Origin of the sequence: Streptomyces sp. NPDC020917 (assembly GCF_044333795.1) — a bacterium.
GTDB lineage: Bacteria > Actinomycetota > Actinomycetes > Streptomycetales > Streptomycetaceae > Actinacidiphila.
The window spans coordinates 145,571-159,665 of the sequence record NZ_JBIRRR010000020.1; the positions used below are offsets into that span (position 1 = coordinate 145,571).

General features: G+C 73.8%; 11 protein-coding genes. 7 read left to right on the forward strand and 4 right to left on the reverse strand.

What is annotated here, in order from left to right:
* Window positions 1-32: 32 nt before the first annotated feature.
* From xylA to ACH4TG_RS32560, 3 genes are all read left to right on the forward strand, one after another.
* Entirely contained in the window at window positions 33-1,229 is a 1,197-nt protein-coding gene (xylA, locus tag ACH4TG_RS32550) for a xylose isomerase (RefSeq protein WP_398246210.1), read from the forward strand.
* Between the two features lie 537 nt (window positions 1,230-1,766).
* Window positions 1,767-3,875, forward strand: a complete 2,109-nt coding sequence (locus tag ACH4TG_RS32555) for a glycosyl hydrolase family 28-related protein (protein WP_398246211.1) — start codon at window positions 1,767-1,769, stop codon at window positions 3,873-3,875.
* A gap of 215 nt (window positions 3,876-4,090) precedes the next feature.
* Window positions 4,091-5,434: a glycosyltransferase family 87 protein gene (locus ACH4TG_RS32560; protein ID WP_398246212.1), complete on the forward strand. Its 1,344-nt coding sequence runs from the start codon at window positions 4,091-4,093 to the stop codon at window positions 5,432-5,434.
* 400 nt (window positions 5,435-5,834) lie between these two features.
* Here the strand turns inward: ACH4TG_RS32560 and ACH4TG_RS32565 are convergent, their stop codons facing one another.
* Window positions 5,835-7,616, reverse strand: coding sequence for a M48 family metalloprotease (locus ACH4TG_RS32565; protein WP_398246213.1), 1,782 nt, complete (start codon window positions 7,614-7,616; stop codon window positions 5,835-5,837).
* A gap of 139 nt (window positions 7,617-7,755) precedes the next feature.
* On the opposite strand from ACH4TG_RS32565, the gene ACH4TG_RS32570 reads away from it, so the two are divergent.
* A complete protein-coding gene (locus tag ACH4TG_RS32570) occupies window positions 7,756-8,946 on the forward strand; it encodes a cystathionine gamma-synthase (protein ID WP_398246214.1) in 1,191 nt (396 codons plus the stop codon).
* A gap of 18 nt (window positions 8,947-8,964) precedes the next feature.
* Here ACH4TG_RS32570 and ACH4TG_RS32575 read toward each other — a convergent pair whose 3' ends face one another.
* From ACH4TG_RS32575 to ACH4TG_RS32585, 3 genes are read right to left on the reverse strand one after another with little or no spacing between them, the layout of a single operon-like run.
* Window positions 8,965-9,234, reverse strand: coding sequence for a hypothetical protein (locus tag ACH4TG_RS32575; protein WP_398246215.1), 270 nt, complete (start codon window positions 9,232-9,234; stop codon window positions 8,965-8,967).
* Window positions 9,231-9,854 carry a sigma factor-like helix-turn-helix DNA-binding protein gene (locus ACH4TG_RS32580; protein WP_398246216.1) on the reverse strand — a complete coding sequence of 208 codons (624 nt, stop codon included), beginning with the start codon at window positions 9,852-9,854 and terminating at the stop codon, window positions 9,231-9,233. The genes ACH4TG_RS32575 and ACH4TG_RS32580 overlap by 4 nt, the downstream gene beginning before the upstream one ends.
* A gap of 31 nt (window positions 9,855-9,885) precedes the next feature.
* Window positions 9,886-10,476 (reverse strand): MarR family winged helix-turn-helix transcriptional regulator, encoded by a 591-nt coding sequence (locus ACH4TG_RS32585; protein ID WP_398246217.1) that lies wholly within the window; start codon window positions 10,474-10,476, stop codon window positions 9,886-9,888.
* A gap of 263 nt (window positions 10,477-10,739) precedes the next feature.
* Between ACH4TG_RS32585 and ilvA the strand changes: the two genes are divergently transcribed.
* The 3 genes from ilvA (at window position 10,740) to ACH4TG_RS32600 (ending at window position 14,027) form a co-directional block, all read left to right on the forward strand.
* A complete protein-coding gene (gene ilvA / locus ACH4TG_RS32590) occupies window positions 10,740-11,960 on the forward strand; it encodes a threonine ammonia-lyase (protein WP_398246218.1) in 1,221 nt (406 codons plus the stop codon).
* A gap of 208 nt (window positions 11,961-12,168) precedes the next feature.
* Entirely contained in the window at window positions 12,169-13,176 is a 1,008-nt protein-coding gene (locus tag ACH4TG_RS32595) for an ATP-binding cassette domain-containing protein (protein ID WP_398246219.1), read from the forward strand.
* The gene (locus ACH4TG_RS32600) at window positions 13,173-14,027 is read left to right on the forward strand and encodes an ABC transporter permease (protein WP_398246220.1); all 855 of its coding nucleotides are present in this window, start codon (window positions 13,173-13,175) and stop codon (window positions 14,025-14,027) included. The genes ACH4TG_RS32595 and ACH4TG_RS32600 overlap by 4 nt, the downstream gene beginning before the upstream one ends.
* Window positions 14,028-14,095: the final 68 nt, after the last annotated feature.

The following is a 14,095-nucleotide window of genomic DNA, read 5'->3' on the forward strand; positions in this document are numbered from 1 at the left end:
TTCAACAGTCTGACGAATAGGAGCCGACCATCATGACTTCCACCACGCCCTCGGTGCCCGAGCACCTCACCCCGGGGCCCGAGCACAAGTTCACCTTCGGCCTGTGGACGGTCGGCTGGCAGGGCCGCGACCCGTTCGGTGACGCCACGCGCGCCCCGCTGGACCCCGTGGAGAGCGTCACCCGCCTCGCCGAGCTGGGCGCGTACGGAGTGACGTTCCACGACGACGACCTCATCCCGTTCGGCTCCACCGACGCCGAGCGCGAGGGCCACGTCAAGCGCTTCCGGCAGGCGCTGGACAGCACCGGGATGAAGGTCCCGATGGCCACCACCAACCTCTTCACGCACCCGGTCTTCAAGGACGGCGCGTTCACCGCCAACGACCGCGACGTGCGCCGCTACGCGCTGCGCAAGACCATCCGCAACATCGACCTCGCGGTCGAGCTGGGCGCCACCACCTACGTCGCCTGGGGCGGCCGCGAGGGCGCCGAGTCCGGTGCGGCCAAGGACGTGCGGGCCGCCCTGGACCGGATGAAGGAGGCGTTCGACCTGCTCGGCGACTACGTCGTCTCGCAGGGCTACGACCTGCGGTTCGCCGTCGAGCCCAAGCCGAACGAGCCGCGCGGCGACATCCTGCTGCCGACCGTCGGCCACGCGCTCGCGTTCATCAACTCCCTGGAGCGCCCCGACCTGGTCGGCGTCAACCCCGAGGTCGGCCACGAGCAGATGGCCGGGCTCAACTTCCCGCACGGCATCGCCCAGGCACTGTGGCACGGCAAGCTCTTCCACATCGACCTCAACGGGCAGAGCGGCATCAAGTACGACCAGGACCTGCGCTTCGGCGCCGGCGACCTGCGCGCCGCGTTCTGGCTGGTGGACCTGCTGGAGACGGCCGGCTACGAGGGCCCGCGGCACTTCGACTTCAAGCCCCCGCGGACCGAGGACAAGGACGGCGTCTGGGCGTCCGCGGCCGGCTGCATGCGCAACTACCTGCTGCTCAAGGAGCGCGCGTCGGCGTTCCGCGCCGACCCCGAGGTGCAGGAGGCGCTGCGCGCCTCGCGCCTGGACGAGCTGGCCCGGCCGACGCTCGGCGAGGGCGAGACCCTGCAGGCGCTGCTGGCCGACCGCAGCGCGTACGAGGACTTCGACGCGGACGCGGTCGCGGCCCGCGGCATGGCCTTCGAGCACCTCGACCAGCTGGCGATGGACCACCTGCTCGGCGCCCGCTGAGCCCCGACCGGCGCCTTCGTCCCGGGCAGGCCGACCCGCCCGGGACGAAGGCGTCCTGCACGGTGTGACCCTCCGTCACCCGGCGACCCCGTCGCCCGAGGATCCCCGTCACCCGAAGTTCTCCGTCACCTGACGATCCCCGTCACCGGGAAGTGCGCCGTCGCGTCGACGTGGTCCGCGACGTCGACCACCCGCTCCCGCCCGGCATCAGCCGCTCCAGAGCCGCTCGTTCGGGCCGAGCCCCTGCGCTCTCGCCCCGCGGATCCCCGCCGGCCACCGGCTGTCCGGTGGCGCGGTCCCGGCGCGCGTCCCCAGCCAGCCTTCCCGCCGCGGGACATGACGTGAGGTCCGGCGCGTCCACGCCGACCGCCGGTCGCCGCTCCTGCAACGAGCCGGATCAGTCGGCGCAAGAATCACACAAGGACGTGCAGCTTGCCGCCAAGGCGGCGAAATCTTCGTGCAGGAACCTTGTCGGAGGCTCCGGAGCGGCCCTACTGTCGCCTCACCCCGATGGGATCCGACAGAAACGAGCTTTCGATGTCACGGAGCTTCACAGGTGCTGGGGTGGGGCGGGCGGGCCGGCCGCGGCGAAGAACCGCGGGGGCGACGGCCGTTCTGCGCGCGGCCGCGGCGGTCACCGCGGTCACGCTGGGGCTGGGCGTGCTCGGCGGCGGGACCGCGCTGGCCGGAACCGGCGGCGGCGCGGGCCACCCGGCCGGCGGGACGGGCGCGCCGACCGGACCGGTGGTGACCCGGGCCGGGCTCGCCCCCGCGCTCGTCGCCGGCCGCGGCGCGAACGTCGACTTCGCCGAGCAGGAGGCCGAGCACGCGGTCACCGACGGCACCGTCATCGGCCCCGGCCGCGACGCCTACACCCTGCCCGCCGAGGCGTCCGGCCGCAGCGCGGTCACCCTCCGGCCGGGCCAGTACGTCGAGTTCACCCTGCCCAGCGCGGCCAACGCGATCACCGTCCGCTACAGCGTCCCCGACGCCCCGGCCGGCGGCGGCATCACCTCGCCGCTGGACGTCACCGTCGACGGCGGCCACCGCACGAGGATGACGCTCACCTCGCAGTACGCCTGGCTCTACAACCTCTATCCGTTCTCGAACGACCCGACCGCCGACGTCTCCCACCCCGACTGGTGGGTCACCGAGTGCGGCTGCGTGCCGCAGGACACCACGCCCGCCCCGGTCTTCGCCAAGCCGTTCCGGCCCAACCACTTCTACGACGAGCAGCGGCTGCTGCTCGGCCGCACCTACCGGGCCGGCCAGAAGGTCCGGCTGACCGTGCCCGCCGGCGCCGCGGCCACCACCGTCGACCTGCTCGACTCCCAGCTGGTGGCGCAGCCCAAGGTCGACCTGGTGGCCGCCAACGTGCTGGCGTTCGGCGCCGACCCGACGGGCCGCCGGGACTCGGCGGACGCCCTCGACCGGGCGATCGCCTTCGCCCACCGCACCCGCCTGAAGGTCTACATCCCGCCGGGCACCTACCAGGTGAACCGGCACATCGTCGTCGACGACGTCACCATCGAGGGCGCCGGCAGCTGGTACACGATCATCAAGGGCCACCAGGTGGACCTGGCGACGCCGGCACCCGACGGGTCGGTCCACACGGGCGTCGGCTTCTACGGCAAGGACGCCTCGGTCGGCGGCAGTTCGCACGTCCACCTGTCGGGCTTCGCCATCGAGGGCGACGTCCGCGAGCGCATCGACACCGACCAGGTCAACGGCATCGGCGGCGCGCTCAGCGACTCCACCATCGAGGGCCTCTACATCCAGCACACCAAGGTCGGCATGTGGTTCGACGGCCCCATGAAGAACCTGCGGATCAGCGGCAACACGATCGTCGACCAGATCGCCGACGGCATCAACTTCCACAGCGGCGTCACGGACTCCACCGTCTCCAGCAACTTCCTGCGCAACACCGGTGACGACGCCCTGGCGATGTGGTCGGAGAAGGCCGAGGACGCCCGCGACACCTTCGACCACAACACCGTGCAGACGCCGGTCCTCGCCAACGGCATCGCCCTGTACGGCGGCACCGACAACACCGTCTCGAACAACCTGATCGCCGACCCGATCCGGGAGGGCAGCGCCCTGCAGGTCGGCTCCCGCTTCGGCTCCCAGGCGTTCACCGGCCACCTGTGGATCACCGGCAACACCACGGTCCGCGCCGGGACGTACGAGCTCAACTGGAACATCGGCCTCGGCGCGATCTGGTTCTACGCGCTGGAGCGGAACATCGACGCGGACATCCAGGTGACCGGCGACGACTTCCTCGACAACACCTACAACGCGATCATGCTGGTCTCCGACTTCCCCGTGAAGGACCTCTACTCGATCACCGACGTCCACTTCACGGACATCCGGGTGGACGGCACCGGCACCTCGGTGCTCAGCGCCCGCACCGCCGGCGGCGCGACCTTCCAGAACGTCGACGCCCGCAACGTCGGGGCGGTCGGCGTCAACAACTGCGGCTCCTTCCAGTTCACACCCGCCGGCTCGGAGTTCGCGGTGACCGACCTCGGCGACAACGACGGCGGCGGCACCACCGGGCCCTGGCTCGCGCCGTGGGAGCTGCCCAACACCATCACCTGCGACGACCGCCCCGCGGTCGTCCCGCCGCCCGCCCCCTCGGCGTGGTGAGCGGTGGCCTTCTGAACCGAGGCCGCCCCTGAGCGGCGGCCTCTGAACGGAGGCCGTCCCTGAACGGGGGGAGCCGGCCGCCCGGGACACGCGTCCCGGGCGGCCGGCGCCATGTCGTGCCCGTGACCGCCCCGGCGGTGCTGCTATAAGCAATTGAGGATGTTTGCCTCAGAGGCCGGCGGACCGGGAGCAACCATGACATACGGCTGGCCGTCGTGCGGCTGAACGGCGCCGGCGGTGGCGGCGGGCGGGGCCGCGACACGGCGGGTGCCGGGAGCGATCGGCGTGACGCGCCGGGTGAGCGGGGGCGGCACGGCGTCGACGCACCGGGTGAGCGGGGGCCGCACGGCGTCGACGCGCCGGGCGCCTGGCTGCGGACCCGCGCCTCCCTGCCCGCCCAGGCCGCGGCCGCCGCGCTCCTGGTGCTGACCGTCACCGAGATCGCCGGCTCGGCGGCCAACGGCATCGACAACCGGGTGCTGGTCCGGGCCGGCCGGGCGCTGCTCGACGGCGGCTCGCCGTACGCCGACAAGCGGTTGCTCTACCTGCCCAGCAGCGTGCTGCTGGCCGTGCCCGAGGCCGAACTCGGCCCGCGGGTCCTCCAGGTGCTGGTCCCGATCGTCACCGCGCTGCTGATCCTGGCCGGCTGGTGGGCGGCGCTGCGGATCTTCGACGTGAGCCCGCGCAGCAGGCTCGGCGTCGCGGTCGCCGGCGGGCTCGCGTACTTCGCGCCCTTCCGCAGCGAAGTGGGCCTCGGCAACTGGACGGTGGCGTCCGTGCTGGCGCTGCCGGTCGCCCTGGGCCTCGCCGCCCGCGACCGCTGGACAGCCGCGGCCGCGGTGGTCGGCGCGGCGATCTGCTGCAAGCCGATGCTCGTGCCGGTGGCGCTGCTGTTCGTGCTGGCCCGCAGATGGCGGGCGCTGGCGGTGCTGGCCGGCATCCCGCTCGTGGCATCCGTGCTCGCCGCGCTGCTCATCCCGCACCCGGGGCTCCTCGCCACCAAGACCCTGCCGTTCCTGCTGCACGGCCAGGACGCGTTCGCCCGGCCGTACGACGCGTCGCTCGGCACCGTGCTGCCGCGGCTCGGGATGCCGCACACGGCGGCGGACGTCATCGCCGTCACCCTTGCCGTGGCGGGCGTGCTGGCGGCCCGGGCGCGCTGGCGGCGCGGCGGCGACCAGCGGCTCCGCCTGGTGGAGACGGCGAGCATGCTCATGCTGTGCGCCTTCGTGGCGTCCCGGCCCGCGTTCCTGCACTACGTGCTGGTGATCCTGCCGGTCCTGCTGGCCTCGCTGCCGCTGCGGGCCTCGGTGCCGCGTTCACCCTGGTTCTGGATCGTGCTGCTGCCGCAGAACGGCGCGCTGCTCCTCCCGTCCCTGGAGTCCCTCCAGCGGCGGGCGTTCCGGGACGCCGTGATGCTCGCCGGCCTCTACGCCGTCCTGGCCGTCCGCTGCCTGCGCCGCCCCGGCGCCGACCCCCGCGGCCGGCTCCTGGGCACCGCCACCGGCCCCGCCACCCGGCCGGTGGCGACCGGCACCCCCGCGGGCCGCTCACGCTGAGCACCCGCGCGCGCCGCAGGCCCGGGGTTCCGCGACGGATGCCGAGCCCCTTGCGGGCCTGCGCTGTCGGGCCGGGCCAGGCGCCCCACCCGAGTGCGGTGGGCCGTCAGCCGTTGCCCGACCGCGCCTCGGAGGATGCCACCGGCAGCGGGTCCCGCCGAGCCGGGCCGGCCCCCGCGGGCCCTTCCGATGCGGCTGCGGGGCCGCCGGCCTCCGGGTTCTCCGCGGCGGCTGCGGGGCTGGCGGACCTCGGGTTCTCCGCCGCCCGCGTCCGTCAGTGGACCTCGGGTTCTCCGCGGCGGGTGTCGGGTGGGCGGCTCCCGGGTCTTCCGTTGCGAGCCCGGGGCCGGTGGACCTCGGGTCTACTTCTGTAGATGCCGGGGCGTCGGCCCCCGAGTCCTCAGCGGCCCCCGGCGGGGCCGCCGGCCCCCGGGTTCTCCGCGGCGGGTGCCCGGTCAACGGCTCCCGGGGCCACCGCTGACCGTGCCGGGTCGCCGGCCCCCGGGTTCTCCGCTGCCCGTGCCGGGTCGCCGGCCCCCGGGTTCTCCGCTGCCCGTGCCGGGTCGCCGGCCTCCGGGTTCTCCGCTGCCCGTGCCGGGTCAACGGCGCCCGGGGCGTCCGGTGCCGGATCGGCGGCCGTCGGGGCCTGCGGTTCCGTCAGCAGGCGGCGGAGGGGGGTGGTGTCGGGGGTGTCCGTGGATGCGGCTTCCACCGCGGTGGCCAGGTGGGCGGACACGTCCGGGGGGAGGACGAGGCGGACCGGCGCTCCGGCCCAGGACAGCTCCCAGCGGGCCGTTCCCGCGTGGGCCAGCGCGAGGTGGGCGAGCGCGGTGAGCCCGTCGCGGACCGCGGACCGCAGCTCCTCGGGGGAGCCCTGCCCGGTGCCGCCCCGGGGCACGGGCAGCCGGGGCACGATCTCGGTCCACAGCCGGCCCGCGTCGATCGCGTCCAGCGTCTCCTCGATCGTCGGCAGCATCGCCGCGTCCCCGCCGCGCACCGCGAACACGGCCTTGCGCAGCGGCTCCGCGGCCGCCGTGGCCGCCGACCACCCCTTGCTCTGGAACAGGTCCGCCCACGCGACCCGCCGGAAGCCGGCGACGTCGGCCACCAAGGTGGCCGACTCGACCGCGGCCAGCACACCCGCACGGTCGCGGAGCAGCGTCAGCGCGGCGGGCGCCGACGGGTCGTCGGGCCGGCCGTCGTCCGGCAGTTCCTCGATCAGCCGCACCCGTTCGGCCATCGGCGGATGCGAGTCGTACGGCGACTGCTCCTCCTCGGGCAGGCCGGCGCGCATCCGGGCCAGCTCCTCGCCGCGGTCCGGGTCCGCCAGCAGGTGCCGGAAGCCGCCGTAGAACTCGCCGGCCGGCGGCAGCAGCGACACCTTCCGGCCGGCCGTCGCGTACCGGGTCACGTAGAAGCCGAACGCCGTGCTCAGCAGCGGGACTTCGCGCAGGGCGTTGGCCGTGGTGCGCCGGCCCACGGCGAGCGCCGCGGCGCGGTCGGCGGCCAGCTCCTGGCGGCGCGCCACCGACTGGGAGACCCGCAGGTAGAGCCGTGCGTACCGGACGTACAGGTTGCCCAGGAAGGCGTGGCTGCGGCTGCCGTCCGCCGCGCCGGCGCGGAACGAATCGATGGTGTGCGTCATCGCGACCCGGCCGCGCATGGTGATGCTCGCCAGCCGGGTGTCCTGGTGACCGTAGTGGCCGAACTCGTGGGCCAGCACGGCCCGCAGCCGCGGCACGGTGAGCCCGGTGAGCAGCGGCACGCCCAGGTAGAGGCTGCGCCGGCCCGGCACCAGGCCCAGCAGCCGGGTGCGTTCGGCCACCGCGGCGTTCACGTCGCCGATCAGCACCACCCGGTCGGGGGCGCGGGTCCCCGCGAGCCGGGCCGCCTCGGCGACCTCGGCCCACAGCTCGGGCTGCGCCGCCGCGGTCACCTCGTGGCCGTCGGGGCCGTCGTCCCCCTTGCGCCGCAGCATCGCGAGCATTCCGTCGAGCACCGGCACCGTCAGCGCCAGCGAGATCAGCAGCAGCTTGACCAGGGCGAAGAGCGCGTGGCCATGCAGCAGTCCGACGACCACGAAGGCGTCGAGCGTGAGGACGAGGCCCAGCAGGACCAGGCCCATCAGGTAGAAGCCGGCAAGCAGCAGCAGCGCGCGGGCAGCGCGCAGTGACGCGTTCATCGGAAGGTCCCCCCACAGGACGGCGAACCCCCGTACCGCGCGGTCGCCGCACGGGAGTTCGAGCAGGAGCGGATCATACGGTCCGGCACGGGCTGTCGGCCAGCGGAAAGGGCGCTCCGCGACGGCTACGCTCGGCGGCATGAGCGATGAGCACAGCGAGCACCGCACCGCGGGCCACACCGGCCACGAGAGCGAGCACTTCGAGACGCTGGCGATCCACGCCGGCCAGCCGGCGGACGCCACGACCGGCGCGGTGGTGACACCGATCTACCAGGTGTCCACGTACAAGCAGGACGGCGTCGGCGGCCTGCGCGGCGGCTACGAGTACAGCCGCTCGGCCAACCCGACCAGGACCGCGCTGGAGCAGAACCTCGCCGCGCTGGAGGGCGGCCGGCGCGGCCTGGCGTTCGCCAGCGGCCTGGCCGCGGAGGACTGCCTGCTGCGCACCCTGCTCGTGCCCGGCGACCACGTGGTGATCCCCAACGACGCGTACGGCGGCACCTTCCGGCTGTTCGCGAAGGTCGTGGAGCGCTGGGGCGTGGAGTGGTCGGTGGCCGACACCTCCGACGTGCAGGCGGTCAGGGACGCGGTCCGCCCGCAGACCAAGCTGATCTGGGTGGAGACCCCGTCCAACCCGCTGCTGGGCATCACCGACATCGCCGCGCTGGCCGGAGTGGCCCGGCAGGCCGGGGTGCGGCTGGTCGTCGACAACACCTTCGCCAGCCCCTACCTGCAGCAGCCGCTCGCGCTCGGCGCGGACGTCGTCGTGCACTCGCTGACCAAGTACATGGGCGGGCACTCCGACGTGGTCGGCGGCGCGCTGGTCACCTCCGACGCGGAACTGGGCGAGCAACTGGCCTACCACCAGAACGCGATGGGCGCGGTGGCCGGGCCGTTCGACGCGTGGCTGGTGATGCGCGGCGTCAAGACGCTCGCCGTCCGGATGGACCGGCACTGCGCCAACGCCGGGCGGATCGCCGAGATGCTCGCCGCGCACCCGAAGGTGACGCAGGTGTACTACCCGGGCCTGGAGTCCCACCCCGGGCACGAGGTCGCTGCCAAGCAGATGAAGGCGTTCGGCGGCATGGTGTCGTTCCGGGTGGCCGGCGGCGAGGAGGCGGCCGTGCGGGTCTGCGACCGGGCCCGGCTGTTCACCCTCGGCGAGTCGCTGGGCGGCGTCGAGTCGCTGATCGAGCACCCGGGACGGATGACGCACGCGTCCGTCGCCGGCTCCGCGCTGGAGGTGCCGGCCGACCTCGTCCGGCTCTCGGTCGGCATCGAGGCCGTCGACGACCTGCTGGCCGACCTCACCCAGGCCCTGGGGGCCTGAGCCGCCGTCCCGCGGCGGTCAGTTCGGACCGGTCTGCGGCCACCACGTGCCCGTGGCCGGGACGTCCGGCGCGGGGTGGTCGGGCCAGGCCAGCACGGCGAGCACGATCCCGGCGACCGCCGCCGCGGCGAGCAGCACCCACAGCACGGTGTGCTCGATCCGGCGGCGGCGCACGATCCGCCGCCCGCGCAGCACCGCGCGGGTGGCCAGGTCCACGGGCACGGCGGGGTGCGGGGTGTCGAGCAGCCGCCGCACCTCGTCGTCGCGCCGGTTCCGCAGCGGGCTCATGGCGTGCCCTCGGAGCGGCGGGCCCCGGCCGGCGCGGCGACCGCCGGGTCCCGCGCGGCGTCCGGGGACCCCCCGGACCGATCGGGCTTCCCGGCACCCGGAATCGCGGCCGGATCCCCGGACCGGTCCCGGGAGTCGGCGGCGGAACGGGACCGCGCCGCCGGCGATCCGGCGGGCTCCGCGCCGGCGAGCCGCGGATCCGGACGGCTGCGCAGGGTGGCCGTCGCCCGCGCGCAGATCGCCCGCACCCGGTCGGCCGGCAGCCCCAGTTGGGCAGCGGTCTGCTCCTCGGCGACGCCCTCGAAGAACCGGAGCGTGATCACCAGGCGCTCCCGCCCGGACAGCCGGTCCAGTTCGCCGCCGTGTGGCCGCCGCCACCACGGGCGGTGGTGGAAGCGGCGCACCATCTCGCTCCTGGCCTGCTCGTACGGGTCCTCCGCGCGCATCCGGAACCAGTCGGCGTAGACCTGGGCGAGCACGGTGGTCAGCAGGCGTTCGGCGGCGGCGGGGTCGCCGGTCAGCAAGGTGGCGGAATGCAGCAGTCGACCCCCCGCGCCGGCGGTGAACGCCGCGAACTCGGCGTCCCGTCGGCTGTCCGCTGCCGCCCGGCGTCTGCCCACGCCGCCATAGGACGGCAACCTTGCGTTCAGGTCAACCCCCTTGGGTGTCTCCTCCGGCGACCGCCGCCGCGCCGGTCCCGGCCGGCTCGCGCAGCACCGGCGCGTCCGCCGGGTCGGCCGCCTGCGCGGGGTTCTCCTCCGCGTCCTCGCGCTGCCCGAACCCGGTGTGCCACTCCGCGAGCGCGATGTTGAAGCGGAACAGCAGGTCGGTGAAGACCTCCCGCTCCTGCGGCGTCCAGTCGTCCGTCACCTGCGCCATCAGACGGCGGCGGGAGTCGCGGACCTCGTCCAGCCGGCCGCGGCCGCGCGGCGAGAGCGCCAGCACCACGGCCCGGCCGTCCTCCGGGTGCGAGGTGCGCTTGACCAGGCCGGTGTCGACCAGCGGGGCGACCTGGCGGGTGACCGTGGAGGAGTCGATGCCCATGGCCTCCGCGAGGGCCTTGACGCCCATCGGCCCCTCCCGGTCGAGCCGGTTGAGGAGCAGGTAGGCGGCGCGGTCCATCGAGTTGCGGGCCTTGCCGACGCCGCCGAGCCGGGTCTGTTCCGCTCGGCGGGCGAAGAGGGCTACCTGGTGCTGGAGGCGCTCGAGGAGGTCGGTCGAGGTCTCCTGAGGGTTGGACATGACCTTGAAGCTCGCGATCTGTCGGCCCTGCTGAAAGGGCGGGACGGCGGGAAGTTGGGAAGAAGAGTACGGCGTCGTGATGGCCGCGGGACCCTTCCCGGGGAAACCGGAGCGGGGTCCAGGCAGGGGACCGGCGCGGCGGCCGGCGATGGCCCTCCCATGGTCCCGCCGCGGCCGTCCGGCCGCCTGTTCTGGACCCCGGCACAGACTCCCAGGTGAGCGCGCCGCCCGTACCGCCCCGCGGGAACTGCGAGACTGGCCCCATGGAGCAGACGGCGCCCCAGTCGATCACCCTCGACGACGTTCGCGGCGCACACAAAATGCTGTCAGGAGTCGCGCGGGTCACCACCATGGAAGGCTCGCGGCACCTGTCGTCGCTGGTCGGAGCACCGGTGCACCTGAAGTGCGAGAACCTTCAGCGGACCGGATCCTTCAAGATCCGCGGCGCCTACGTCAGGATCTCCGGCCTGCGCCCGGAGGAGCGGGCGGCCGGCGTGGTCGCGGCCAGCGCCGGCAACCACGCGCAGGGCGTGGCGCTCGCCGCTTCGCTGCTCGGCGTCCACTCCACCGTCTTCATGCCGGTCGGCGCGCCGCTGCCGAAGGTCGCCGCGACCCGCGAGTACGGCGCCGAGGTGCGGTTGACCGGCACCGTGGTGGACGAGACGCTGCACGCGGCGCGGGACTACGCCGACGAGACCGGCGCGGTGTTCATCCACCCCTTCGACCACCCGGACATCATCGCCGGCCAGGGCACGGTGGGCCTGGAGATCCTGGAGCAGTGCCCCGAGGTGCGCACCATCGTGGTGGGCATCGGCGGCGGCGGGCTGGCGGCGGGCCTGGCGGTCGCGGTCAAGGCGCTGCGGCCCGAGGTGCGGATCGTCGGCGTGCAGGCGGCGGGCGCCGCCGCGTACCCGCCGTCACTGGAGGCCGGGCGGCCGGTGGCGCTGCGCTCGGTGGCCACCATGGCCGACGGGATCATGGTCGGCCGGCCCGGCGACGTGCCGTTCGCGGTGATCCGCGACCTGGTGGACGAGGTCGTCACGGTCACCGAGGACCAGCTGTCCTCGGCGCTGCTGCTGTGCCTGGAGCGGGCCAAACTGGTGGTGGAGCCGGCCGGCGCCAGCTCGGTGGCCGCGCTGCTCGCCCACCCGCACTCCTTCCAGGGCCCGATCGTCGCGGTGCTGTCCGGCGGGAACGTGGACCCGGTGCTGATGCAGCGCATCCTGCGGCACGGCATGTCCGCGGCCGGCCGCTACCTGTCCTTGCGGCTGCTGCTCACCGACCGGCCCGGCGCGCTGGCCACGCTTCTGGGGGTTTTGTCAGTGGTGGACGCTAACGTCCTCGACATCAGCCATGTGCGCACCGACCCCCGGCTGGGCCTGACCGAGGCGGAGGTCGAGCTGCACCTGGAGACGAAGGGGCCGGAGCACTGCACGGCGGTCGCCACCGCCCTGCGGGACGCCGGCTACACGGTGCTCACCTGAGCGACTCCTTAAATGGGTTGACGCGATATATCGCGTCTGGCATTCTCGCGTCCTATCGTCGTGAGGGTGCCGCCCGCGGATCCTGGGGCGACGCACCCGGCGACCGTGCGGCCGATGAGTTTCACCGCGGCCACCGGTCGAATGAGAGGGCCGCGGACACCGGACGCGGCCGCAGTCCCACCGCAATCCACCGACAGGAGCGAAGAACATGCCGGGCGCCATCTACGCCGAGGGTCTCGTCAAGACCTTCGGTGACGTCAGGGCACTGGGGGGCGTGGATCTCGACGTGCCGGAGGGCACCGTCCTCGGCCTGCTCGGCCCCAACGGCGCGGGCAAGACCACCGCCGTGCGCGTCCTGACCACCCTGCTGCAACCCGACAGCGGTACCGCCGTCGTGGCGGGCATCGACGTACTCAAGCACCCCAACGAGGTGCGCCGGCACATCGGCCTGTCCGGGCAGTTCGCGGCGGTCGACGAGTACCTGACCGGCCGGGAGAACCTCCGGATGGTCGGCCAGCTCTACCAGTTGGGCGCCAAGGACGCGCGCCGCCGGGCGGACGAACTGCTGGAGCGGTTCAACCTGGCCGACGCCGCCGACCGCACCGCCAAGACGTACTCCGGCGGCATGCGGCGGCGCCTCGACCTGGCCGCGGCGCTGGTCGTCAGCCCGCCGGTGATGTTCATGGACGAGCCCACCACCGGCCTCGACCCGCGGAACCGCCAGGCGCTGTGGGAGGTCATCCAGGAACTGGTCGCGGGCGGCACCACGCTGCTGCTCACCACCCAGTACCTGGAGGAGGCCGACCACCTCGCCCACGACATCTGCGTCATCGACCACGGCAAGGTCATCGCCCGCGGCACCTCCGACGAGCTCAAGGCGCAGACCGGCGGCGAGCGGGTCGAGGTCGTGGCCCACGACCGGGCGCGGATCGACGAGGCCGCGCGCGTGCTGGCCCGCTACGGCCTGAGCGAGGCCAAGGTCGAGCAGCACACCCGCAAGATCACCGTCCCGGTCACCGGCGGCGCCAAGCTGCTCGCCGAGGTCATCCGCGACCTGGACGGCGCGGGCATCGAGATCGACGACATCGGTCTGCGCCGCCCGACGCTGGACGACGTGTTCATCTCGCTCACCGGCCACGCCGCCGAGGAGACCGGGAACACCGACGACGAGGACGGCGCGCCTGCCGCCGCGAAGCAGAAGGAGGCAGTGAAGTGAGCGCCGTCACCGACAGCCCGTCGGTCACCCTGGCCCCGGTGGCGCGTGGCGGGCTGCTGCAGTCCGCGCACGACTCGCTGGTGGTCGCCAAGCGCAACCTGCTGCGCATGATGCGGATCCCCGAGGTCGTGATCTTCGGCCTCATCCAGCCGATCATGTTCGTGGTGCTGTTCAGCTACGTCTTCGGCGGCTCGGTGGCCGTCGGCGGCTCCCTCAGCGCCTCCGACTACCGCAACTTCCTGATGGCGGGCATCTTCGCGCAGACCGTCACCTTCGCCACCGCCGGTGCCGGCGCGGGCATCGCCGACGACATGCACAAGGGGCTCATCGACCGGTTCCGGTCGCTGCCGATGTCCCGCGGTGCGGTGCTCACCGGCCGCACCCTGGCCGACCTGGTGCAGACCGCGCTGACCGTGGTGGTGCTCGCCATCGTCGGCGTGCTGGTCGGCTGGCGCGTGCACAACGGCATCCCCAAGATGTTCGGGGCGTTCGCGCTGCTGCTGCTCCTCGGCTACGCCTTCTCCTGGATCGGCGCGCTGATCGGCCTGTCCGTGCGCACCCCGGAGGCGGCCACCTCCGGCGGCCTCATCTGGCTCTTCCCGGTGACGTTCGTGTCGAACGCCTTCGTGGACTCCTCCCAGATGCCGGGCTGGCTGCAGCCGGTCGCGAACTGGAACCCGTTCAGCGCGACGGTGCAGGCGTGCCGCGTGCTGTTCGGCAACCCGGGCGTCAGCCACTCCAGCGCCTGGCCCATGGAGCACCCGGTGTGGGCGTCCCTGATCTGGTCCGTGATCATCGTCGCGGTCTTCCGCACCTGGGCGGTCCACAAGTACCGCTCGGCGACCGCCTGACCGAGGACACCCAGGGCACCCGCACGGGCACCGGGCGCCCGTGAAACACACGTCACCCCGGCCACCGG

Excerpts from the sequence above, each read along its gene's own strand:
- ACH4TG_RS32565 (WP_398246213.1), bottom strand. The coding sequence starts at position 7,616 with ATGAACGCGTCACTGCGCGCTGCCCGCGCGCTGCTGCTGCTTGCCGGC.
- ilvA (WP_398246218.1), top strand. The coding sequence starts at position 10,740 with ATGGAGCAGACGGCGCCCCAGTCGATCACCCTCGACGACGTTCGCGGC.
- ACH4TG_RS32575 (WP_398246215.1), bottom strand. The coding sequence starts at position 9,234 with ATGAGCCCGCTGCGGAACCGGCGCGACGACGAGGTGCGGCGGCTGCTC.
- ACH4TG_RS32570 (WP_398246214.1), top strand. The coding sequence starts at position 7,756 with ATGAGCGATGAGCACAGCGAGCACCGCACCGCGGGCCACACCGGCCAC.
- ACH4TG_RS32595 (WP_398246219.1), top strand. The coding sequence starts at position 12,169 with ATGCCGGGCGCCATCTACGCCGAGGGTCTCGTCAAGACCTTCGGTGAC.
- xylA (WP_398246210.1), top strand. The coding sequence starts at position 33 with ATGACTTCCACCACGCCCTCGGTGCCCGAGCACCTCACCCCGGGGCCC.
- ACH4TG_RS32585 (WP_398246217.1), bottom strand. The coding sequence starts at position 10,476 with ATGTCCAACCCTCAGGAGACCTCGACCGACCTCCTCGAGCGCCTCCAG.
- ACH4TG_RS32555 (WP_398246211.1), top strand. The coding sequence starts at position 1,767 with ATGTCACGGAGCTTCACAGGTGCTGGGGTGGGGCGGGCGGGCCGGCCG.